At 45.9% G+C, this 23629-nt stretch carries 21 protein-coding genes; 5 read left to right on the forward strand and 16 right to left on the reverse strand.

All coding sequences use genetic code 11. The features are described from left to right. Positions 1–5: 5 nt before the first annotated feature. Positions 6–4154, forward strand: a complete 4149-nt coding sequence (locus SPIGRAPES_RS00245; RefSeq protein ID WP_014268763.1) for a beta strand repeat-containing protein — start codon at positions 6–8, stop codon at positions 4152–4154. 225 nt (positions 4155–4379) lie between these two features. On the opposite strand, the gene SPIGRAPES_RS00250 is transcribed toward SPIGRAPES_RS00245, so the two are convergent. The 3 genes from SPIGRAPES_RS00250 to SPIGRAPES_RS00260 all read right to left on the reverse strand — a co-directional run bounded on the left by SPIGRAPES_RS00250 (position 4380) and on the right by SPIGRAPES_RS00260 (position 7507). Then, the gene (locus SPIGRAPES_RS00250; RefSeq protein ID WP_014268764.1) at positions 4380–5321 is read right to left on the reverse strand and encodes an ADP-ribosylglycohydrolase family protein; all 942 of its coding nucleotides are present in this window, start codon (positions 5319–5321) and stop codon (positions 4380–4382) included. Positions 5322–5503: 182 nt separating this feature from the next. Continuing rightward, positions 5504–6634, reverse strand: a complete 1131-nt coding sequence (locus SPIGRAPES_RS00255) for an aldo/keto reductase (RefSeq protein ID WP_014268765.1) — start codon at positions 6632–6634, stop codon at positions 5504–5506. 135 nt (positions 6635–6769) lie between these two features. Further along, entirely contained in the window at positions 6770–7507 is a 738-nt protein-coding gene (locus SPIGRAPES_RS00260; RefSeq protein ID WP_014268766.1) for a hypothetical protein, read from the reverse strand. 109 nt (positions 7508–7616) lie between these two features. Between SPIGRAPES_RS00260 and SPIGRAPES_RS00265 the strand changes: the two genes are divergently transcribed. Then, positions 7617–8267 (forward strand): TetR/AcrR family transcriptional regulator, encoded by a 651-nt coding sequence (locus tag SPIGRAPES_RS00265; RefSeq protein WP_014268767.1) that lies wholly within the window; start codon positions 7617–7619, stop codon positions 8265–8267. 140 nt (positions 8268–8407) lie between these two features. Here the strand turns inward: SPIGRAPES_RS00265 and SPIGRAPES_RS00270 are convergent, their stop codons facing one another. From SPIGRAPES_RS00270 to SPIGRAPES_RS00290, 5 genes are all read right to left on the reverse strand, one after another. Next, entirely contained in the window at positions 8408–8890 is a 483-nt protein-coding gene (locus SPIGRAPES_RS00270; protein WP_215904760.1) for a hypothetical protein, read from the reverse strand. 32 nt (positions 8891–8922) lie between these two features. Continuing rightward, complete coding sequence (locus SPIGRAPES_RS00275) at positions 8923–9570, reverse strand: hypothetical protein (RefSeq protein ID WP_155816629.1); 648 nt, start codon at positions 9568–9570, stop codon at positions 8923–8925. Between the two features lie 95 nt (positions 9571–9665). After that, positions 9666–10445, reverse strand: a complete 780-nt coding sequence (locus tag SPIGRAPES_RS00280) for a hypothetical protein (RefSeq protein WP_014268770.1) — start codon at positions 10443–10445, stop codon at positions 9666–9668. Positions 10446–10629: 184 nt separating this feature from the next. Further along, complete coding sequence (locus SPIGRAPES_RS00285) at positions 10630–11511, reverse strand: hypothetical protein (protein ID WP_014268771.1); 882 nt, start codon at positions 11509–11511, stop codon at positions 10630–10632. A 29-nt stretch (positions 11512–11540) separates the two neighbouring features. Beyond that, complete coding sequence (locus SPIGRAPES_RS00290) at positions 11541–12215, reverse strand: hypothetical protein (RefSeq protein ID WP_014268772.1); 675 nt, start codon at positions 12213–12215, stop codon at positions 11541–11543. Between the two features lie 199 nt (positions 12216–12414). Here SPIGRAPES_RS00290 and SPIGRAPES_RS00295 point away from each other — a divergent pair, with 199 nt between their 5' ends. Next, complete coding sequence (locus tag SPIGRAPES_RS00295; protein WP_155816630.1) at positions 12415–13101, forward strand: lysophospholipid acyltransferase family protein; 687 nt, start codon at positions 12415–12417, stop codon at positions 13099–13101. A gap of 1 nt (position 13102) precedes the next feature. Here SPIGRAPES_RS00295 and SPIGRAPES_RS00300 read toward each other — a convergent pair whose 3' ends face one another. The 4 genes from SPIGRAPES_RS00300 to SPIGRAPES_RS00315 all read right to left on the reverse strand — a co-directional run bounded on the left by SPIGRAPES_RS00300 (position 13103) and on the right by SPIGRAPES_RS00315 (position 17678). Continuing rightward, positions 13103–14356 (reverse strand): serpin family protein, encoded by a 1254-nt coding sequence (locus tag SPIGRAPES_RS00300; protein WP_014268774.1) that lies wholly within the window; start codon positions 14354–14356, stop codon positions 13103–13105. A gap of 166 nt (positions 14357–14522) precedes the next feature. Further along, on the reverse strand, positions 14523–15812 hold the full coding sequence (locus SPIGRAPES_RS00305) for an ABC transporter substrate-binding protein (protein WP_014268775.1): 1290 nt from the start codon (positions 15810–15812) through the stop codon (positions 14523–14525). Between the two features lie 68 nt (positions 15813–15880). Further along, positions 15881–16732, reverse strand: coding sequence for a carbohydrate ABC transporter permease (locus SPIGRAPES_RS00310; RefSeq protein ID WP_014268776.1), 852 nt, complete (start codon positions 16730–16732; stop codon positions 15881–15883). 10 nt (positions 16733–16742) lie between these two features. Next, entirely contained in the window at positions 16743–17678 is a 936-nt protein-coding gene (locus SPIGRAPES_RS00315; RefSeq protein WP_014268777.1) for a carbohydrate ABC transporter permease, read from the reverse strand. A gap of 364 nt (positions 17679–18042) precedes the next feature. On the opposite strand from SPIGRAPES_RS00315, the gene SPIGRAPES_RS00320 reads away from it, so the two are divergent. Beyond that, positions 18043–19596 carry a 4Fe-4S binding protein gene (locus SPIGRAPES_RS00320; RefSeq protein ID WP_041384772.1) on the forward strand — a complete coding sequence of 518 codons (1554 nt, stop codon included), beginning with the start codon at positions 18043–18045 and terminating at the stop codon, positions 19594–19596. A gap of 77 nt (positions 19597–19673) precedes the next feature. Here SPIGRAPES_RS00320 and SPIGRAPES_RS00325 read toward each other — a convergent pair whose 3' ends face one another. From SPIGRAPES_RS00325 to SPIGRAPES_RS00335, 3 genes are all read right to left on the reverse strand, one after another. After that, a complete protein-coding gene (locus tag SPIGRAPES_RS00325; protein WP_014268779.1) occupies positions 19674–19988 on the reverse strand; it encodes a hypothetical protein in 315 nt (104 codons plus the stop codon). Between the two features lie 123 nt (positions 19989–20111). Continuing rightward, positions 20112–21605 carry a metallophosphoesterase family protein gene (locus SPIGRAPES_RS00330; protein ID WP_014268780.1) on the reverse strand — a complete coding sequence of 498 codons (1494 nt, stop codon included), beginning with the start codon at positions 21603–21605 and terminating at the stop codon, positions 20112–20114. An 87-nt stretch (positions 21606–21692) separates the two neighbouring features. Beyond that, on the reverse strand, positions 21693–22208 hold the full coding sequence (locus tag SPIGRAPES_RS00335; protein WP_014268781.1) for an FUSC family protein: 516 nt from the start codon (positions 22206–22208) through the stop codon (positions 21693–21695). A gap of 145 nt (positions 22209–22353) precedes the next feature. Here SPIGRAPES_RS00335 and SPIGRAPES_RS00340 point away from each other — a divergent pair, with 145 nt between their 5' ends. After that, positions 22354–22857: a DOMON domain-containing protein gene (locus tag SPIGRAPES_RS00340; protein ID WP_014268782.1), complete on the forward strand. Its 504-nt coding sequence runs from the start codon at positions 22354–22356 to the stop codon at positions 22855–22857. A gap of 56 nt (positions 22858–22913) precedes the next feature. Here SPIGRAPES_RS00340 and SPIGRAPES_RS00345 read toward each other — a convergent pair whose 3' ends face one another. Continuing rightward, complete coding sequence (locus SPIGRAPES_RS00345; protein WP_014268783.1) at positions 22914–23390, reverse strand: LCCL domain-containing protein; 477 nt, start codon at positions 23388–23390, stop codon at positions 22914–22916. Positions 23391–23629 lie beyond the last annotated feature (239 nt).

Raw genomic sequence — 23629 nt, forward strand, 5'->3', positions numbered from 1 at the left:
TTGCCATGAAAAAGACTAACAAAAAACATATATTACTGGTAATTGTATCGATATTGCTTTGCTTTGTCGGTTGTAGCGACATGATGGAGAAACTGGGAAAGATTTCCCTCCATATCGAATTAGACAACCACGAGGTCTCCGTTGCCTCCTATACTTTGACTGGGACACAAGGAAGCGTAACGCTTAATCCTGAAGTCCCTGAATCCCTCAACGTTGACTTGTCATCCTTGAAGCCTGGGACATGGTCGCTTACGGTAAAAGCCTTTGACAGTGGAAGTACGCAGATTGGTACCGGGACACAGGAAGTTAATCTCAAGGAAGGACAGGTTCTGGACACTACCTTGCTGGTTGTGTTTACCCAGCCAGACCCAGAGGTTACAGATTTCACGCTGTTATCCCCCTCTCGTTTTGATACCACTGATGGCAAGATTAAAGATACTACGGCAAAAATGGAATACAAGCTTGCTTCGTCTGGGGATGAGGCCTATGTTGCCTGTACCGAAGGTGAAACTATTTTGCCTCCGGGAACCTATCTGGTCAGGTATGCCGCAGCTCGAGGCTTTGATGCAAGTGAACCCCTTGCGATAACAATACCGGAATATGAACCGATCCAACTGACAATCGAAGACCCGACGTTGACCACCACCAAAGTCTATGACGGTACTATCGATATCACCGGTACCGTGACTGCGGGTGCTCTGATCGGGGTAAAGGGAACAGATGCTGTATCAGTGAGTGCAACAGCAAGCTATGATTCAACCAATGCAGAGAATGGGAAAACCATAACAGTAACCTATACACTGGATGGGGCAGACAAGGAGAACTACAAGAAGCCGGTAGACAAAACAGTTGCTGGCGTAATCGAGAAGAAACAGCTTACCGTCGCAGACCCGACGTTGACCACAACCAAAGTATATGACGGAACTGTCGGTATCGCGGGTACCGTGACTGCGGGCGCTCTGATTGGAATTAATGGAACAGATGCTGTAACAGTGAGTGCAACAGCAAGCTATGATTCAACCACTGCGGAGAATGAAAAAACCATATCTGTCGGGTACACACTAAGCGGAGGTGACAAAGACAACTATTTCAAGCCTGTTAATAAAACGGTAGCGGGCGTTATAGAAAAGAAGCTGCTCACCGTTTCAGCTACCGCTACAGAGAAGGTCTACGACGGGACAATCAATGCTACCGGAATTCTGTCTTTGGAAGGGGTTGTCGGTTCGGATGAGGTACGTGCAACAGGCACTTATGCCTTCGCCGATGCCAATGTTGGTACCTCGAAGACAGTCAACGTGACCGGGATAACGCTTTCTGGTGCAAAGGCATCAAACTATTCGCTTTCGGCAACCACAGCTACGGCTACTGCTGCTATCACCAAAGCCACCTACGACATGAGCAAGATCAGCTTCAGCGGGGCATCGCCAACCTATGATGGGAATCCCCATTCCCTCTCAATCTCTGGCACCCTGCCTTCCGGAGTATCTGTTTCCTATAGCGGGAATGCGATGACCGATGCAGGGACTTACACGGTGATTGCAAGCTTCACCGGAGACAGCTCGAACTATGAGGCAATCGCAAGCAAGAGTGCGACACTTGCCATCGGCAAGGCAACCTACGATATGAGCGGTATCAGCTTCAACGGAGCATCGCCAACCTATGATGGGAATCCCCAGTCCCTCTCAATCTCGGGTAGCCTGCCCTTCGGGGTCAGTGTTTCCTACAGCGGGAATGCGAAGACCGATGTAGGGACCTACACGGTGGTTGCAAGCTTCTCTGGCGACAGTGCGAACTATACTGCGATTGAAAGCAAGAGTGCGACACTTGCCATAGGCAAGGCCACCTACGACATGAGCAAGATCAGCTTCAGCGGGGCATCGCCAACCTATGATGGGAATCCCCATTCCCTCTCAATCTCGGGCATCCTGCCTCCCGGAGTATCTGTTTCCTATAGCGGGAATGCGAGGACCGATGCAGGGACCTACACGGTGATTGCAAGCTTCACCGGAGACAGCTCGAACTATGAGGCAATCGCAAGCAAGAGTGCGACACTTACAATCAGCAAGGCTACCATGACAGGGACTGTGTCGGTTTCCGGGACTGCAAGGTATGGCGAAATCTTGACAGCGCAACCGAGTCTTTCCAACGCAGGGACGCCGACCTACCAGTGGAAACGTAGTGGGAATGTGATAAGCGGGGCAACAGGTTTGACCTATACCCTGGCCTCGGCTGACATTGGGTCGGCAATCACTGTTGTGGCGACCGCAGATGGCGTGAATTATACAGGTTCGATTACCAGCGCAACGACGGATACCGTCACCAAGGCAGTCTTGACCGCGACGGTTGGCGATTTCACGAGATCCTATGGTGAAGCCAATCCCTCGCTCGCTGTTTCGGTCACCGGATTCGTTAATAGTGAGAGTCCCTCCACTGCAAGTGGCTATGTGGCGCCGACGGCATCTGCTGCGGCTACAGCCTCCACCGGTTTGGGTTCCTATGGAATCACCCTTGCGGGCGGCAGTGCAGACAATTACAGTTTCGATACCAGCGACACGGGGACACTGACCATCCAGCAGAAGACGCTCTCGGTTACAACGATGGTAAGCGGCAAGACTTATGACGGAAATACACAGGGGTCGGGGAATTTCTTTATTGGAGGGGTCGTCGGCTCGGATGAGGTCGGTGTAACCGGTACCTTCACTTTTGAGGATGCCAATGCCGGTAATATAAAGACAGTCAACGTGACCGGGATAACCCTCACGGGTGCACAGAAAGCAAATTACTCGCTTGCGTCGACGACAGCTACCGGAAGGGTTTCGATTTATAAGAAGACGCTCACCGTTACAGCGGCGGCTGATGGGAAGCTCTACGACGGGACAATCAATGCCACCGGAAGTCTGTCTTTAGGAGGGATTGTCGGTTCGGATGAGGTAAGTGCAACCGGTACCTTCGCTTTCGCCGATGTCAATGCAGGTTCTTCCAAGACAGTGAATGTGACCGGGATAACGCTTTCTGGTGCGAAGGCATCCAACTATTCGCTTTCGGCAACCACAGCTACGACTACTGCTGCTATCACCAAGGCCACCATGACAGGAACTGTCTCGATTACCGGTACAGCCAAATATGGTGAAACCTTGACAGCGGTAGCGAGCCTGACTAATGCAGGGACGCCGACCTACCAGTGGAAACGTGGTGGAGTTGCGATAAGCGGTGCAACCGGTACGACCTATATCCTCACTGCTTCTGATACCGGATATACTATTACGGTAACCGCGACCGCAGGTGGTTCCAATTACCAGGGGAGCATTACCAGCTTGGCAACAGCTGTGGTAGAAAAAAATGCTGGAGAATCCATAAGTGATTCTCCCCTCGGATATTTCCCATCCTTGCCTGCAACCCAAACAATCATAAACTTCACAGGTTTTACTGAAAACCTTGCCGGAATTGAAGCCTGTGTTTCTCTCAATGGTTCGCCATATGGTAGTTATGCAGATGTTGAAGTGGATAGCCGCGGCAGGGCGATGATTTTGGTAGGCTCTGATGTTACAACCGCTACAAAAGTCCAGTTCAGGAAAAAGGAGACAAACACTACGTATGCTGGACCTTCGAAAGAGATTTCTATATCTGAACAGGCTCTTTCAATTGGAGACTATTATCAAGGCGGAGTTGTTGCCTATCTCTACACTTCAGGATTTGGATATGTCAGTGGTGAAGTCCATGGCATAATTGCAGCGAAAAATAACCAAGGTTCGATTCGCTGGTACAATGGAACTAATGAGCTTGTAGGCGTGTCAAATACCTCGGTAGGTGCCGGTTTAGCAAATACCAATGCAATTATTGCAAAACAAGGAGCGGTTTCTACCAGTTATGCTGCAGGTCTTGCTCGCTCCTATACTGGAGGTGGCTATGCTGATTGGTTCCTGCCCTCTCTAGGTGAGTTAACTCTGCTGTATCATAATAGTGCACTCATAGGAAATCTCAATCTAGATGGAAGTAATTACTGGAGTTCCAATGAATCTATCCAGTATGGTTATGAACCAGCGATATATGCAGCGGGTCGTCTGTTCAGTACTACAGTAAATCCTACGTATGATAACATATACGCGTTTTGGAAAACGGATATTTTGCTTGTACGCCCAATAAGGTATTTCTAATAGTGACCTCTCTGTCGGGCTTTTGTCTGGCAGCCTATGGGGTTGAAAAAAGCTATCCTGTATTGTCAGTTGGGAGTCATGAAAGATTCGTGACACCTACAAGACAAGAGGGATAGCTCTTTATTTTACCTGCAATAATCAAAGGAATTGCGAGAAGGAATAGCTCAAAGAGCGATGCTCCGACATACCTATCTACGGTAATATTTTATTCGTGCCGGAAGGTTCCTATTCCTTGAGCAGGCCTTGGGCAAGGTCCTCTGCCATGGAGAGCAGATTCATATTCAGTCTTCTGTGGGCAGCCTGCTTTCTTAAAAACCTGGAGAGGCTGTCAGGAGCCTGCAACTCATCTGCCCATCGGTCGGGAATGGAGTCCGGACCATAAAAAGCCCCGGCCAGAGCTCCATAGATAGCTGCATTGGAACAGGCGGAACCACCTTTCATCATAATCTGTAGCATACCTTCTTCAAAGGAAGACGTTTCGAGAAAGGCCTTGAGTGCAACATGCAAGGCAAGCAAGACAGAATCCTTATCCTTGCCATCGCAGGCAATAGGTGTGGTTTTCATTACACTTCTGAGGGTGTTCTGAATCCGGTCGTCAAAATGATATTTCGAAGCGCAAACCTGCAAATATCCAACCAGCTCTTCCTTGCCGACTTCTTCGGTGATTACCTTGGCAAGGGCTAGGACATAGAGCTTACTGCTATCAATGCAGACTTGGCTTAGATGGGTAATCATACACTCTGTCTCTGCCATTTCCATCAGGGTTTTCAAGGGCTTGCTTGCCCCATAGATTGCCACAGGAATAATGCGGACCAAATCACCATTTGAATCGCTTTTGGGAAGCGGGGAAGTTTCCAATGCAATTTTCAACGAAGGCCTTACCAATGAGGGGTCTTCCCCCAGCCATTTTCGGTAGGCACCCTTGATATTGTCGGCATCGAAACGGTTGTTCAGAAGAATGCTTTGTGCAAGCAGGATTGCGAGTTCACTCCCTTCGGTAATTTCTCCACATTCCCCAAAGATACGATCCTTGGTGTACATTTCCCCAATTTCCTGAGGGAAATCTGTGACAAGGTCGGCTTCCAGCAAACCTTCACACTGGGTTCCCAGGGCATCACCGACAAATAAGCCCAGCAAGGCTCCTTTCGCTCTATCCAATTCTTCCATACCTATAACTTCTCCTGACAACATGATGACGAATGACAACAATAAAGTATAGCTCAAAAAATAACGAGCCCTTTGCCCTAGAAAGGGGGTGCAACCAGAAAAAAAAGAAGAAAGGGGAAACAAAAACTGCCTGGAATGAATCCGGGCAGTTTTTGTACACTTTGTTACTCGGTTCTATCCTGTTAGCATTGCGGACTGGACAATTCCTGCTGGGCCCGTTTCAAATCGCTTGGAATATCGATATGCTGCGGACAAAGAGGCACACACCTGCCGCACTCTGTGCAAGAAAGTGGTCTTTCCTTCTGGCTTGCTTCATTTTGCCAGCTGTTTTTCACAGCTTCAAAATTCTGGAACATCCGGTACTTGTTCCAGAGGGAAAAATTACCTGGAATATCGACACCGAAAGGACACGGCATACAGTACTTGCAACCGGTACAACCATTCCCGGCACGGCTTTTCATGATATTGCTGATTTCCAGCACAGTCTTTGCTTCCTTCTTATCCAAAGGTTTGAAATTCTTGAAAGTCTTGAGATTATCCTCCACCTGTTCAAGCGTGGACATCCCGCTCAAAATGACCTTGACATTATCATGGCTGCCAACCCACCGCAGGGCATAGGAAGCAGAAGAAGCTTCACTGTCCAAAGATTTCAGCTTATTCTCAAGGTCGGGGGGAAGTTGCGCAAGGGATCCTCCTTTTATAGGTTCCATGACAATGAGAGGAACTGCCAGTTTCTCGGTAAGGTCATAGCCACGTTGCCCCGCCTGATCCTCTGTATCGAGGTAGTTATACTGGAGTTGGCAGAAATCCCAATCGGTATAGGTAAGCATTTTTTCGAAATCCTCATAGGAGGAGTGGAAGGAGAATCCAAGGTATCTGATTTTTCCTTCCTTTTTCAGATCTTGTAGGTAGGCAACCACCCCATAGGACACCATCCTCTCAAAAGCTTTCCAGTCCATAGAATGGAGCAGATAGAAATCAACATAGTCTGTCTGCAAACGAACCAGCTGTTCTTCAAAAATCCGTTTTGCATCATCAAGGTTTTTGATAAGCCATTGGGGGAGTTTCGTGGCAAGGAAAAACGAATCCCTTGCATATTTTTTCAATACCCTGCCCACAAAAGGCTCGCTATCCCCATTATGGTAAGGATAGGCAGTGTCGATATAGTTCACTCCGTTCGCAATTGCAAGGTCGAGCATTTTTTCAGCCAAAGGCTCATCGATCTTCCCATCCTCGGTAAGAGGGAGGCGCATTGCCCCGAAACCGAGTAAAGAGGTGCTAATATCCAATTCTTCAAAATACCGTTTTTCCATTGCGAGAACTCCTTACTGTGCAGAATATGCCAGTTAAACCTAACAGTAGCTGGACTTTTTCCCTACTGCTCTTACCATATCATACCTTTTTGCATTGGTCCAAAGGGAGTTCCCCCGAGACGATTTTCTAGTGTCCTAGTACACCCCTGTGACATACATGATTGCTGCACTGAAATCCATAAACAAATGTAACAGTGCAAGATAGGGAAGCATCCTTGGTCTCCATCTGAGCAGGGCTCCTACAAAAAAAGCGAAAGGAAGGAACATCAAGGCACGCCAGAGAATGAATCGCCAGTCAGGCAGAAAAGGGATCATGCTATGCTGGAAACCAAGAAAGACACAGCAACTGCAGTAAGCCAAAACCGCGTTGTCTGTCTTTTCTTCGATTTTTGGCATGCAGTAGAGGAAATAAAAAGCAAGTTCTACCAGAGCTTGGGTAAGGGGGAATAAAACCAAGGCCACTGAGTATATCGCCCATTTCGGTAAAGGAAGCAGAAACATTCCCATAGGGATTTGCATGCCGCCAAAGAGTACTTTTGCAAGCAATAGGTTCGGGGCCATTGAAATAGGAATAATGAGAAGAAGGCTGCCTGCAAAAACCAATGTATCCTTTTTCAGTGATGGCCTTTCAAACTTGAAAATATCTCTATACTTTCTATTGTCGGCTTTGAAGAGACGAACCAGAAAGTATAGGCAAGTAAAATTCGTGAAGGTCACAAAAAGCGTCCACCAGGCTGAAGCCGAGCTCCATGCTTGCCGGCTCCCTAAAACCAGAAACAGCAAGGCAATGAAAGCTTGGAACGTGAGAAACAGTAGGGTTCTCCCTCCCATCACAATCCAAGGAGAACGTCTGAGAAGAGTAGTCACTTGCATGGTGTATCCTTTTTGTGTTGTAGTATACCTTTGGTTTTCATGATTCTCCAGCATTTTCCCAGATAAAAAAGGGCATTGCATTTTTGTAACCATAAGGTTACTATAAAGTATGGACACAGTTACACCAAAACGGGAAAGAAACAAAGAACAGACCCAGCAGCGACTTATCAATGCAACCATCGAATTATTGAAAACCGATGGCTTTGCATCTTTGGGAATCAATGCCATAGCAGCTCAAGCCAAGGTGAACAAAGCCTTGATCTATCGGTATTTTGACGGTCTTCCCGGCCTCATGCGCGCCGCCGCTAATGAACTCGACCTGACCCAAACAAAATTGATAGACTTTTCCCTGCCACAAACCGAGGGAAAAATTGACCTCAAAGAGTATCTCGTTGAAATCTTTCAAAGCCTTCACCAGAATTTGCAGAACGATTCCCTTGCCCAGAAATTAATGATACAGGAATTAAGCGAGGAAAACGAAATGACTAGGACCTTCGCAGAAGCGAGGGAACAGCAAGGATTGGAAGTTACCGAACAGTCGAAGGTTCTGTTCTCAAATCTTGCAGGGAAAGAGAAGATGGATGCCTTTGATTTGCAGTCAGCCTTGGCTATTACGTCTGCAGCCATCTACTACCTTACCATGCGCTCTACTACCGTGCAGATGTTCAATGGGGTAGATATCCAAAGCAAGGAAGGCTGGGATAGGATTTGTTCCACACTTGCAACCTTTTTTGAAAAGGCCTTAACTTCCCCTGTCTAAGTAGCAAAATTGTTGATTCCTTCAAGCCAATCTTTCTTTGCCTACAAAAAGTAGTAGGAAAACAGCCTGCAACACAACTGCTTGTTACAGGCTGTAAAAATGGATTTCATACGTAAGTAGGAAATACTGATAGCTTCTGCCTAGAACCTCCAGGCAAGTCCAAAATGGAGAGCCTTACTGGTAATCCTGTCGATCCTTTCGACACTCAATTCACTTCCTTGATAGCCTTCACTGTATTCGACATACCCATATCGGCAGCCAATGGTGAAAAGCAGATCCTGCCTAAGGAACGTAAAATGCCATCCAAGGTCGACGCCGAGGGCAGGAAGAATGAGAAAGCCTCCATCGGAATTAAAACCTGTCAATTCTCCAAATACTCCCAACTCAAACGGCGAAGAGGGCAGGAAGAAGCTCTGACGGATACGGACTACCCCTCCGAGAGGAAGGCTTTCTGCTTCCTTGACAAAGGACACGCCACCTTGGATTGAACTTGCCATATAGGTAGAGTAATCAAAACGTACACCATAGGTAAGATCCTTTACCGTTATTTGCGATTGTTGGGTAACCTCGGTTGCTCCCAGACTCTGTAGTGAAGCAATCAAGAGCAACATTATACCTAACAAAAAAGCGGGATTTGTTTTTGATCCAATTATTTTCATAAGACCTGTACCTTTACCGTTTTGACAATGTCTTTTGCGGTTGTAATCTGGGAAAGATCAGTATAGATGGTACCATTTCCTGCCTTTCCCGGTTCGCTATAACCGACAAGTTCGAATTCGACGGTTTTTGATGCATCGCTTTCTCTATCGATAACTGCACAGTATACCAAGGCAGGTTGTCCGCTTCCCCCGATTCCCCCAGAATAATTTGAGGCGTTCATATCGTTTACCCCTTCAAGGAAAAAGCTGTTGTAATCCAAGGAATGGTTGATCTCCAGGTAGAGTTTACATTTTTTCAAATCGGAGGAGGGTATTACCTTGTAGGAACTGGAAGCCAATGGGGTAGCCCCGGTTATTTCATCGGGTGCAGGAGTTTCTTTCGTAGGTTGTCCACCCCGTACAAAGGAATAGAGAGGCAAAGCTTCTTCGCGCGGGTCATCATTGGCAATCCAGGATACCTCGCCGAATTTCTTGGTAACGAAAATGGTATCGATATAGTTGTCCGATTCATCGGTAACCCACAGGGCAAAGGTAGGGGGATTCTTCATGGCAATGGGACCCAAAAGGGGATAATCGTGGAGCCATTCATCTCCGCTTTCCATTGTTATCTTGAGGCTTCCCGTTTCGAATTCCAAGCTTTGCATGCTACAGGACTGAAGTACTAGCAGCACTACCATTGCAACTAGTAGGGAACTAGATAAAACACGTGATTTTTTCATTAAATTTTCCTTGTTCTTTTTCAGTTTGCTTTGTAAACCTTGGGGGAAATTGATTCGATGATCCCCAGGGCACTGTCAATTCCCTGCATATCGGTATAGATGTTTCCATCTGTTCCCGAGGGAGAGCTGTGGCCAATGAGTTCAAAGGTTTTGCTCGATAGTTCAGGATTGGTGAAATTTACGTAGGCTCGGTAGACCAAAGCGGGCTGCCCACTTCCCATTACGCCTCCATTGTAGTTTTCGCTTCCAATCTGTTCATCAGCTGTATATGTATCGTTGAAATCGGTTGAATGGTTTACCTCGAAATACAGATATACCTCATCGTAGGATTTTGCTAAGTCGGTCCTTACCGAGAAATCAGCTTTAGGGGAGGCATGGGTGATAGCATCGGGCATTGGAGTGTCACTGGTCGGCAGGGGCAGACCATCAGAAGCAAGCACCCCACGTTTCCATTCCCATACAGGAAGGGCTTCCAGCCGCCTGATCTGGCCATCTCCGACTGGATCTTTCGATGCCTTCATCCATTTCATCGTTCCGATTTTCTCGGTTACCATCAAGGTGTCTATGAATTGGCCCTCGGTGGTCTCTGCCCATAAAACCATCTGCGGCGGGTTATGCAGGGAAATAAACAAAAAGAGAGGGAACTCATGCAGGTAGTCGGGACCTGGGTTTACCAGGATTTCTACCTGTGAAAGAGTCGGGTCCACAGTATCCATTCCATAGGATATTTCCTTCGTGCCTGTAGAGCAACCTGTGCTCAAAACTATCGTGAGTAACAAAAAAGCTATACATTTTCTCATAGTAATTCCTCTTGTAAAGTATGTAACCTAATGGTTACTTGGACTATACAAATTGGCACCATCTTGGTCAAGTATCCAGACGGTTACATATGAAAATATTTTATTTTCCTCGTTTTCTCTTCGAATGATATTTCAGCCTACACTCTTTTCCAGGTGAAAGACAAACGAGTATAGTTTGCAAAGATTATCTTCCTGCTCGCAAGAAAATGGGTTGTATCCAGGCAATGAAGAATAGAATCATTCCAAGCAAAGAGATATACCATCCCAGAGATAAAGAGCCCAAAAGGGAAATATATCCCTCGAGAGGGAATTGTGCCTGTTGTAGAATTGTGGGGAGGGAGAAAAGAAACAGGGCAAGGGCGGAAAAAGAAACAAGACAACCGACCCCCAGAAACAGGCGAGAGGCCACAAGGCTGGCGGTCAAGGAAATGGAAGCACCCAATACCAGTAAAATCTGCACGATTCTCACCAAACTCACTTCGAAATCCTCACTGGTGTTTCCTGCACTGGAAATAACTGTCCTGCGAATAAAATCCATGGGCAAAATCTCAAAACGATACTGTTTTCCCCCCATGCTAGTTTCTGTTTGGAACAGAGCGAACAAGGGTTTGAAGAAAGCCAGGCCAAAAGCGGAAAGTATGAGGATTGCCCCTAGGATGCCTAGCAAGCGAAAGAGTAATCCATTGCCTGCAGCCAAGTCTGTAGAGCCAAGGGGGGCAGGTTGTATCCAGAAAGAGTAGGCCAGCAGAAATGCGGTAGCTAGCAACATTGGACCTGGAATATACCAAAGTCTCCCCACGGTTGTGAAGCAGATAACTGAGGGAATGAATACACCCAGGAAAATTGCCAGCCTGCTGTTATTCCCCAAGGAGGGGAGACTCCGCGCTGAAAGGATTGACACCAAGGCAAGAACACTCAACAACAGGGTCACAAACCCCAGAATAACCGGATTTTCCTTGTTCCCGATCCACTCTCTGATCAGGAATCCGATACTTAATTCGATTATTCCACTAAGAATCCCAAGTATGCTTGCCCAAATTCCAATCTGGATGGTAAGTTTGTACATTTGCAATAGTTCCCCTTGCTAGAACAGTACTATGCTTTCTCACGTTTGTCTTTGCATTCAATCAGTATTGCACCCAGTGAGAAAAGAAATGCTATTCCCCCTAGCATGGTTCCCAGCATAAGATAGCGGCTCTTTATAATAAAACCAAGCAGACCGATAAGGCAGAAAACCCCGTTCATGATCAGGAGAACCCCAGAGACCTTTTTATTATTTCCAAAAAGGGAAAGGCCGGCAAGCAGGGACGGAATTCCCAGAACCGCATATGCCAGACCATTGGCAAAGGCAACCAGGGAAAAAGAATAGGCATGGATGAAATTTACCATGAAGTCAAAATCCTCAGCTGTTGCCAAAGTCTTCTGGGCCAGAGAGGGAATAAGGAAAACTTGACTCGCATAGCAACATACATTGAGCGCACCATAGAGAATTACAAAGGTAAAACAGGTTTTCTTGTAGTTTCCAAATTCAAAATCCAAATATGATAATAAATTGTAGAAGAACCACACGGCAACAAGCGTGAGCAAGGTTGCATTACCATAATTTATCAAAAAGAAAATATCAGGGTGTGATGCCCACCGCAGGAAATCCCCTGAGGTCCATTCTGATTTTACCTGTGACATCGAGATGAACGTAAAAACCAACCAGACAATGGTTTGGAACAAAAGGAAAACAGTCGATATTCTCAGTTTCGTTTGCGTTTTTTCCATGGTTCTTGTTCTCCGGAAAACAGAATAGTAGCACTGACTGTTTCTGTCTTTCATAAAACCGATGTTCCGCCATACTCATTGTAACAGGAGAAATCCCCTTTGGCGATATTTGGACTTCCCTGTAAAAAGATGTTATGACTCAGTAATATTTCTGGTTTTACTACTATCGCCGGATACGTTGCTCTGTTATAGTTCTGGTATGAAATTATCAGAGCGATTCATGAATGCATTGTTCCGTACCCTATTTCGGATGTTTTTTCGAATAAACCTAGGGGAACTGGAAAAGATTCCAAGAAAGGGTCCTTATTTGATGATGGTCAACCATACTTCAGCCTTGGACGGTCCTATGCTGTATGTGTTTTTGCAGCCCATGAAATTGGTTGCCTTGGCAAAAAAGCAGCTTTGGGAAAAAAAATTTACCGCGTATGTAATGAATTCCTGGCATAGCATCCCCGTCGACCGTGAAAATATGGGGCGTGAAACCATGGAAGCTTGTTTTTCCGTGCTTGACCGTGGGGATGTCCTTGCGATGGCACCGGAAGGGACGAGAAGCCATGATGGGAATCTGCAGCAAGGAAAGGCCGGTATTGCCTACATTGCCCATAAAAAACAGATTCCTATGGTACCTGTTGCGGTATATGGATTTAATGACCCTTCCTACAAAAAGAAACTTTTCAGGCGTAGGCCGATAACGATTGCCGTGGGAAAACCCTTTGAAATCATCCAGAAGGGTGGTCGCCTCGATGCTTCCATGCGTCAGGAAATCATTGACGAAATCATGCTGAGATTGGCAGAGAACATGCCCAAGAAACATTGGGGGTACTATAAGGACCATGTCATAGACTACCAGCTTACCAAGACGCTGCAAGAGGGTTTGCTCTCCTGATTCATTGACCAGTGGGATTGTCCAATATCCCCAGGAACAGCGGGATTCCCTCCTGCCTGTCCATGATCCCGTATACAAACGGTCTGTCAAAGACAAGCGGCATACTCTGTATTGGCATGCTCGTTGCCTTCATCATCACAGCGGTCACTGCTGCCGCTTCAGACCCTTTCTCATCAACGCGTATGAACGTTTTGTGAAGGATTTCGTCAAGTACGAGATCCTTTGTCTTGTTTTCAGTCATAAGCGAAAAATCTGCCAGTTGGGAATCGAAAGCAATCGACATTCCCATGCTCTTCAAGGAATCTGATACACTGGTCTTGTACCTTGCTATGAATTTTGGAATACTCAGTTCTATCTGTTTTTGGATGCTCTCGTCGATCATGGAAACAAGCAGACCACAGAACGACGCATCAGATTGACCTTGCAACCATTGCCGTACCGTAAAGGGGGAAGCGGGGAGCAAGGCAAAGAAAACAAATCGTTCGTTCTTATAAGGGAGTACTATCAACTGGCTCTCATCCACATTGCTATATAAAAATGACCCGTTTCGGTACATAAAAGGGGTTGTAATTGTTCCTGTAGGAGTATGGAAGATATTCTCACGAGTGTTCGATCTTTCAAAGGGAGTGCGCCAGTCAGCCTTGAAATAGATGGCATTTATCAGATACATAGCCATCCCAGGGTCAATTGAGTCGAGGATGGAATCGATTGCACCCTTAGTAGAGTCATTCACCCATCTGTTAATCGTATCTACTGACTGGACTCTGGAGAAATCGAGCGATTGTACCGATGCCCCAAAAAATTCAGTATTGCTTTGCAAGAACTGCGGGTCTGCTTTTATTTCCTTATGCAACCAGAGGCTGTTTGCAATGTCCATTGTAATGGAATCATCAAGCGCCGCTATCGATGCAAGATACGATTTGCTTTTCTCGTTGAGCGAAAGCAATGGGTATTCACTTTTTGTCAGAACCTTGAGCATGGCATCTTTTGTTTGTCCCCCGGCTCCATTTGCTGTCATGCCCAAGGCAAGAAAAACAGAAATGGGGGAGACCAAAAGATTTCCAACCTGTTTGCTTGAAGCCAGGAATAGAGAGTCGGAAAATTGGTTTACAGAATCTTTGAAATAAGAGGCGGGCACTTCCACAGGATTCAGAATCTGGGGAGTCCCCATGATTTTTTCAGTATCTTTGCTCCCACTTCCCAGAAGAAGGGAAGTCACTGATATAAAAAAGATAAAAGCAGCCATTCGTTTCATTTCTGGTTGATCTCCTGTGTCTGCAGTATGGCTTTGTACGATTCAGGTGTAAAGCCACCTGGGAAAACAGTATCTTCAAATAGATGGGAGATCATTGGAAAAGTTCTTTGTCATGAAAAAAGACGATGGATTTTTTACGTTCCACCGTCTTTTCTTCTTGTATCGTTTATTTGAATGACTCGTTATATTCCTTTAGCAAGTCTGCAGTTGTTTCTTGCATGACGGTAAGCGGGTCCCTGTTGGCAATCAAGAGTTTCTCGATCATCTGCCGTAGGATTTCCGTACCTTTTCCCAGGGAAATAACGCTGGCTTGTGGCCGGGTGTACTGCAATTGCTCCAGGGCGACTTTCCGTTCAGGATTTTCCTTGAAGTACTCAACGGTTGCCGGATAATTCAGGGCCGTCGTGCTATTTGGCATATATCCTGTCTTGATTACAACTAATGAGTTATTTTCAGCATTTGTCATGTATTTCATAAACTCATAGGCTGCCTGTTGCCTGCGTTTGTCATTGCTTGTCATTGCAAGGACCGAACCTCCGACTGGCACCAGATTTTGCACCTGCCTGGGAAGGAATGCAGGAATAACCTGGAAATCGGCTCGACTCAAAAGATTCCCCATACTTCCTGTCGACCCAAATACCATAGCTACCTGCTTATTCAAAAAGTCATTGTGAGAGTTGGAGGGCATGGCTGTCTTATCCTTGAACACCATATCCTGCCAGAGTCTGGCAACTTGCAATACTGGTTCCTCGGTTAGATGGATGCCAAAATTTTCATCTGACACCAGACCACCGAAAGAATACACAGCTCCCTGGAAATACCAGTGTGCGCTGGTTTGCCCCATTGTAAAGCCAACGCCGAGTTGTACGGGTTCTCCTGATGTATTGTATTTGGTTACTTTCCTGCTGAATTCTCGAAATTCATCCCAGGTGACAGGAGCACGGCGTGGTAATCCTGCCTCTGCGAACATATCGCCATTTACATACAACAAGGGGGTGCTTCGCATAAAAGGAAGGGCGTACAAAGAACCACCGTAGTAGCCATCCTCCAGCAACCCGGGAATATAGTCCTTTAGATTGAAGCCGCTCGTATCTTTTTTAACGAAATCATCAAGGCTTACCAGGGCTCCGTCCTTGGCAAATAATGCCACAAACGGGGAATCGAGCAAGACGACATCAGGTACTTCCCCGGATGCAAGGGCTGCGAGGATTTTCTGCAAAAGTTCAGCATAGGCTCCTTGGAACTGAGCCTCGACAATGATTTTATCCTGGGAAGCATTGAATTTTGCTACGATTTCATCTTGGACATCCCCAGCAATTCCGGTAAGGCTTCTCCAATAGACAATTTTTACCGGTCCTTCAGGGGCTTTTTCGGCAGCAGGTGCTGAAAAGACAGTTCCGATAGGTAACATGATAAGTACAAGCAGCAGAGCAGAGAAAACAAATTTCTTGATCATGGAAAACCTCCGATTGTTTTCTGGTAGCGCCTTTAACGCTTCATAGATGATGTAGTGCGGTACTTCCCTTAGCCTTTGACAGCCCCAGCCGCAATACCTTCGATCAATTGCCTCTGCGCAATGAAATACACGACGAGCACAGGGGCAAGAACAAACAGAGAAGCTGCCATGAGATGTTCTGGACCAATGGAATATTCAGCAGACCTGACCATGGCGAGCCCTACCGGGAGGGTGCGCATATTCTGGGTATTGGTGACAACCAGTGGCCAGAGATAACTGTTCCATTTGGCAAGGAACAGATACAGCACAAGCGTTCCCAAAACAGGGCGTGAGAGCGGTAGGGCAACATAAAGCAGGGTTCTGAAATGTCCGAGCCCATCAATCTCGGCGGCATCATACAGGGACGAGGGAATGGTAAGGAAATATTGCCTGAGCAAAAAAGCACCAAAAACACTCGATACATGAGGAATTACGATGCCTTGGTAGGTGTTTATCCATCGTAGGTATTTCAAGGTCACATAGTTGGGAATGAGGGCAATCTGGCTGGGAATCATCATGGCAGCGAGCATGAGCATAAAGAAGAATCCACTATACTTGAATCTGATCCTGGCAAAGGCATAGGCCGAAAGACCTGCAATGCTTACCTCCAAAAAGACTCCGGTTCCTGCAGTGATAATGCTGTTTATATAAAACCGTCCGAATGGCGCAAGCGACCAGGCTCTACTGAAGTTATCCCACCTGAAAACCTTTGGCCACCAGATAGGTGGGAACATGGCAACTTCTGCAGGGCTCTTTACAGAGGTCGTCACCATCCAGAGAAAGGGTAGTCCTATGATAATGGAAGCAATGAGCAGGGTAAGGTGGGTGAATAATCGGGTAGCGACCTTTTGTTTGACTGCAATATGCACTTTGTTTCTCATAGAGGTACTCCTAATAATGGACCCAGTGTTTTGATAATCGATTCTGAAAAAGGGTAATGACAATAATGAGGGTGAAAAGGATAACAGCCAAAGCCGAGGCATAGCCAGTCTTAAACCATTGGAAGGCATTCTGATAGAGATACAGCACAAATACATTTGAACTGTTCAGAGGTCCTCCCTCGGTCATGATAGCGACGATATCAAAGGCTTTGAGGGCTGCGATTATAGAGGTGATGGTAAGGAAAAAAGTCGTAGGGGAAAGTAGGGGAAACGTTATATACCAGAAGTTCTGCCAAGGGTTGACCCCATCTACCAGGGCAGCGTCATAGATATCCTTGGGAATGTTTTTCAACCCAGCAAGGAACAATACCATGTCATAACCCAACCCACTCCAGATAAGGACTATGATTACCGCCGGTAAGGAATAATGCACGTCATAGATCCAGTTGGGTGCTTTCATGCCAAAGAGACTGATGAATACTTTCAAGAGTCCAAAATTCGGCTCAAAGATCCAGGTCCAGACCATAGCCACTGCAACACTGGTGGTGAATGTCGGTGAAAAAATAATTGCCCGGTAAAAAGCCTGACCCTTTACCTTGGTATTCAGCTGGAGAGCCAAAACAAGGGCGATGGTTAATTTCACCACCACGGTAACGAAGGCCAAGATGAGTGTATTGCGTGTGACTTGCCAGAAGACCGGATCATCGAATAGGACTTGATAATTTTCCAGACCCAGAAAAGTCTTATTGGGTGCGATCATATTCCACTTGAAGAAACTCAAGAACAGGCTATAGAGTATCGGCCAGAACACAAAGATTCCAAGCAACAGGAAATTCGGGGCAGTAAAACAGATAAATGCAATGGCATCCCTTCTGGAACGGGGAGAGATGGTTTTTTTCCCTTTCCTTTTGAAAAACCCATTATCCGAACTGTCCTTGGATGCCAATAGACCTCCCCGGCTGATGGTTCATTCACCTCTCTGCCTTCAGTGAGAAAGAATAGGCGGAAACACAAATGAAACTATTCACTACACCTATACGTTACCATGACTTGTTTGCCAATTCCAGAGGCAGGTCGGAAAAAATCCATCAAACCAAAAGGGGAAAAAAGAATTAAAATATACGGGATAAGGTTGTATATTTACGGCACGTTTATGGTGTCTTCACAGAATGCACATGTTTCTGCAATATCCTTTGGGTGTACCGTCAAATACAATAAAAGTAGCAATTGAACCAATGGTAGCCTATGCTGATTCCATCAGGATTGTATTTGGGGTTTCTTGCTCGAAGAATCAAAAGAAGGGGAATGAGATGAAAAAGAACAGCCTTGGAAAAAACAAAGTCCAAACATGGCGGAGCCGGATTCAAATTGGGTTTTTTGTGTTGGTTGCCTTTATTGCAACTATTAATGGACTTGCCGAAATAGGGGTAACCTTACCGGCCTTCCTTGGCGGGGCATCGTTGCATGCCATCTGTCCCTTTGGTGGCGTGGTTTCATTTTGGAATCTTGCGACGTTGGGGACATTGGTTAAGAAAGTCCACGACTCCTCTGTAGTGCTGGCTGTCCTCGGACTTTTGCTCGCTCTTCTGTTCGGACCGGTTATCTGTGGCTGGATCTGCCCCTTTGGAACATTTCAGGAATGGATTGGCAAACTTGGTAGAAAGCTGTTCAAAAAACGGTACAATCACTTCGTCCCCAAAAAGCTTGATAGAATCCTCAGATATCTTCGGTACCTGGTCCTTGCCTGGGTTTCCTATATGACCGTCGTAACAGGTAAGCTTATTTTCCAAGATTACGACCCGTATTATGCCCTGTTTAATTTCTGGAGGAGCGAGGTAGCAATTTCAGGGTATGTAATACTGGGTGTTGTCATACTGCTCTCCTTGTTCGTTGAGCGGCCGTTCTGTAAATATGCCTGTCCGTATGGTGCTTTCCAAGGAATATTCAATTTGTTCAGGGTTTTCAAGATCAGGAGAAAAGAAGCTACCTGTATTTCCTGCAATGCCTGTTCAAAAGCCTGTCCCATGAATATTGAGGTTTCAAAAGCCGGAATAGTGCATGACCCACAGTGTATTTCCTGCATGAAATGTACCAGTGAGGCAGCCTGTCCTGTGAAGGAAACCGTAGATTTTTCCAGCGCCAAGACGCGATTTACGGTCAAGACAAAAACAGTAGGCCTTATAGCAGTAGTTGTCTTGCTCGGTGGTATTGGCCTGTCAATGCTTATCGGCCTGTGGAACACTGAATCTTCCAAGCAGCCGGCATTGATTAAGGAAGGCGACTTTGCAGGACTTCCCAGTCCCTCCGACATCAGGGGGTCCTATACCTGGGAGGATGTCTCAAAAGCCTTTGCTATCCCTTCTTCGTTATTGGTTGAAGCCTTTGGAGCCGCCCAGAGCACAGATAAGGTTAATCTATTGGAAGCTGTTTACCTTGGAAAGGTTCCCGAGGGATTGGAAATCGGTACCGATTCGGTTCGACTGTTTGTTTCTTTCTATACAGGTCTGCCCCATATCCCTGAGGAAGGGACAATCCTGCCTGCCTCGGCAATCACCGTCCTGCGAAGGGAAGGAAAAGATACCTCGCCGCTTTTCGAAGAAATTGCAAGCAAGGCAATCAGCCTAGGCGAAACGGTTTCTTTTACAGAGCAACCAGTTACCCCTGCTACGGAAATAATCTCCATAACGGGGAAGACTACCTTCCAAGAACTGATTTCTGCAGGGTATTTGCTGGAGGAAATCGAGGCAATCGTAGGAAAACCTGAGGATTTGAATATGGCAATCAAAGACTTTGTAGCTGAGCAGGGCATAGAATTTTCTGAGATGAAAGCACAATTAGCTATGTTGACGCCTAAGAAGAAATAATAGATAGCCCTCTATACTCAATGTGTCATGGCAAGGCTTGGAATGAAGTTTTCAAGCCTTGCTTCTATTCTGATAGGTCAGTCACATTTTCTTCCGCTGGATTTTCTTCTTGCAAGGGAAAGACCACCGAACCCGCTGATGATGGCCATATAGTAACCAAAGTCATACCACCAGCCAGTATTGAATGACTCATAGATGCGTACTCCGGGTTTAAAGATACTTACAATAAGCGAAATTGGAGCGATCCACCCATGCCAGATACCCATAAAGAACCCGGCAGGTTTTCTGGAACTCGGAAAAAGAGTGCCTGGAAGACATGCTGTGAACAGCAAGGAAACCAATATAACCAGCACAACGATTGCCACGGCTTTTTTTTGTTTGGATTGAAACATAGTTACCTCCATTAGTACCTTCAAAGAGTACTAGACAAGAACGGTCTTTTACAAGAAGCCTACCTGCCCCTATCTTACGTATCAGATACAAGTACAACTCGAACAGCTTGGAATGGATTTATCTCAAGGCTTGTCCTTATCCTGTGTAAATAGCTCTTGAAAACGGTTTCTGGCATAGACTGCTGTATCATGAAACCATTTTCCCAGCGTATCGAAAGATTGCTTTTTCTTGAGATACAACATGATCACGAGCAATACTGCTAAGGTGCAAAGCCCCAGGATGATCAAAACGATTGCCAAGGGATTTTCTTCATAGAGAGCAAGTGCAAAAAGCTGGAGGGTCGCTACATATCGCATGATATAGGTGTTTGCAGGGGAGGGAAGTTCAACCATAGTTATTTCTTTACTGTCTCCGATTTTTGCAATCAAGTAATGAAAATAACTATCTTCGGTCAATAATTCTGCACCTGCACCGCCTGTAATGAGATATCTCACCCCTTTTGAATAGTATTCCTGATAACTATGGATATGAGAAAGGTAGACCGTATCGACAGAGTATTTGCTCATGAGCTCTTCAAATCGGCTGGCTTCCTCCCTGTCCTGAAAACCATGGTTCATACTTTTGCTCACGCTATAGGAATCGAGTTTTCTTTCGACCCAGTTGGAGTTCCCGTCCAACGAGCGTACATACGAGGGAATCAGGTTGGGATTTGTCCCCGGTCTTGGATCAGTGGAAGGAATATGGGTAATGACAAAAATTTGTTTTCCCTTGGCCTTGGCAAGGTCTTTCTCCAGCCAGGAATATTGAGCTTCTGAAATTGCTGTTTTCTCAGCCCAGCCAGGGGAGGAGTCAAGAAATACAAAATGGCTCGTAGCATAGTCAAAGGAATAGTAGGCAGGTCCATAGAGCATCGTGTAGGTTTCTCGGCCGTTTCGCCGTACATCATGGTTGCCAAGGGTTGTACAGATGGTTGAGGATAAATTGGAAATCATCTTATCGAACAATCTGTATTGGTTGGGCTTCCCACTGAAGACCAGATCCCCGTTGTCTATTACAAATACTGGCTTAATTCCATTTACCTGTTGGATAATCTGATCAAATGTATCGTATCCATCCCTGTTGTCTCCCAAGATGACATAAGAATCATGCAAGGTCGAGGTTGGCTGCACAGGCTGTATATTCACCGGTTGTCCCTTCTCGACATGCAGGAGGATACGCACCGAATTATTCGATACCTGCTGTAAGTCCACTTTGTTACCAGCGAGTGCTTTTGCATAGAGGTCAGGGTTTATGTTTTCAACAATCAAGGAAATAGATTCTTGCAACGTTGCCTGTACCTGAAGGGAAGGCAATGGTGACAAAGCCCTGATGACAATACTTGTGGAGTTGTCTGAAGGATCTTTGATCAAAGCTTTGACAAATCCATTTGTCACCGTGATGGTAGCTTGGTTATTTGTATAGGTAGAAGAAGCATCCTCTGGATTGAATTGCAAGGGGATGCTTTCGAAATTATCATGCACTGTATACCTTGAAAACGAATTGAACAGAAAGAGGCCTATGCCTACCATAAGGCAGAGCATGACGAAAAGAACCAAAACAGGTATAAATTTTTTCATCAGTTAGGCTTCCCCCTTCTTAGGTTTGTAGCCTATCACCGAAACAGGTAAAAATATACTCTTCAATGCAAAAGAGAACCTGAGAGCTCAGGATGCAGCTTTTTCTTCGAAAACGCGAAAGATGAGGGTCAGGGCAAGGGCAACCAGACACCCGAGGATAACCGAGAAAATGCGTTCAAGGGCAATGCTCCATTTTGCTGATTCAAATTCTTGGATAAACACGATGACCAAGGCGGCCAGGGCACTTCTGGTAGCCTGCGAGTAATTGAGGAAACTGCAAACCAATATGGTTGCAAGTACCCCGATACACAGCGATATAAGTTGGGGAAAAGGTATAAAGAAACAGAGAAGGCCCACGATTCCCCCTGTCAGGTTTGCCTTGATCCTATTCAAAGGTAACTGGATGGAATTGTTCCAGTCCGGGGCCAAGACAAGCAGAAGCGATATGATCGACCAATAGAGATGATATTGGGGGATTGCTTTGTATAAGGCATAGCAAAAGATGGTTCCTACCAGACATTTAAGCAGGTAGAGAAAGAAGACCGTATTCCAGATTTCTGTTTTTATACGAAGCAAGGTGGGGGTTTTGTCTGGTTTTTCCATATGCATATCCTTATCGTTTTGCAATTGTTGTGCAAGTATGCATTACCTTGTAGCGAAATAATTGCCAAAGTATCATTATCCTTTCAACTGGGAAGTGGTTGTATTACAATAAGTAAGAACTCTCAACAAATGTAAGGAGTCAATGATGAATCAGAAAAAATCTCTATTGTTGGCCTTGTTTGCCTGTGTGTTTGTGTTCAGTGGGTTTTCTGAAACCGTTATTGCAGACAATTGGACCCTATCCTGGGAATTCGTGGGAAGTGAAATAGAATTTACCTTGAAAGCCCCAACAACCGGTTGGGTTTCCATCGGATTCAACCCCAGCAGGATGATGAAGGATGCTGAATATGTGCTTGCTTACGTGAAAGATGGTGAAACGGTAGTCAGGCAAGATTTCGGAACCGGTATGTTTTCCCATAAAGCCGTTACAGAATTGGGCTGGAAGCAGAACCTACGTGTGATTTCAGGCAGTGAGGAGGGTGGGAATACAAGCATCGTTTTTACGCTTCCCCTCACCTGGGGAGAAGCGTATGGCACAAAATTTGAGAAAGGGAAAACCTATAAGATACTGCTCGCCTATGGCCCTTCAAATGCCGATAACTTTACTTCCAAACATCGGAAAAAGGAATCAATAACCCTCACGCTGTAAACAAGAGACCTGCTTGGGCAAGTATGAGCTACCTCTGACAGGTCTCTTGTCAGGGACTACCAGATGACTGCAGTGCCCTGTGGCCCGATAAATACAAAGCTTCCATACCAGCTGTCGTAACTTTGGGAGGTGACCCCATTGCGCGTAGATCCTACATAGTTGTCGATGCCTTCCCTGATTTCAAACGTTACAGTCCCCCCTTCTGCAAAGGTAATAAGTCCCATATGTACGGCAGCAGTCCCTATGCTGGAATCATCTGTATAGATTGCGGTTCCCCAGATTGTATGGGGTTGTCCTCCAGGAGGAATTTCTATCGTGAAACGTTGCCCGATCTCTCCGCTGAAATCTCCAGCAGTTATTCCCCAGGTAAATTGTTGGGGAATGATTTCCTCGATGACCGGCTCTTCCTTTTCTGCAACCATTGGGGGCATTGGTTCAAAGAACTGAAGATTTCCTGCTGTCGAGCAAGAGGTCAGGACGATGGCCACGATAGCGCAGACTAGTACCGTAACATAGTGATCCTTGTGTTTCATAAGCTCCTCCAACGTAGAATTTACCTTTACAGGATAGGCATTTAGTATAACACTGAGTAGGTGATTTGGAAATATGAGCTTATTTTGTCATACTAATGGTTCTGATAGGATTACCTTCCCTCTTTGACTGGTATCCCCCTATTCCTTTTTGCTAGGTTATATATGTTTTTAACAGAAAAAATTACGATAAACAGGTGACATTGCATCGTGCAGAGGTTAATCGTTCTTTACCAGGGGCC

The sequence above is a fragment of the Sphaerochaeta pleomorpha str. Grapes genome, assembly GCF_000236685.1.
Lineage (GTDB): Bacteria > Spirochaetota > Spirochaetia > Sphaerochaetales > Sphaerochaetaceae > Sphaerochaeta > Sphaerochaeta pleomorpha.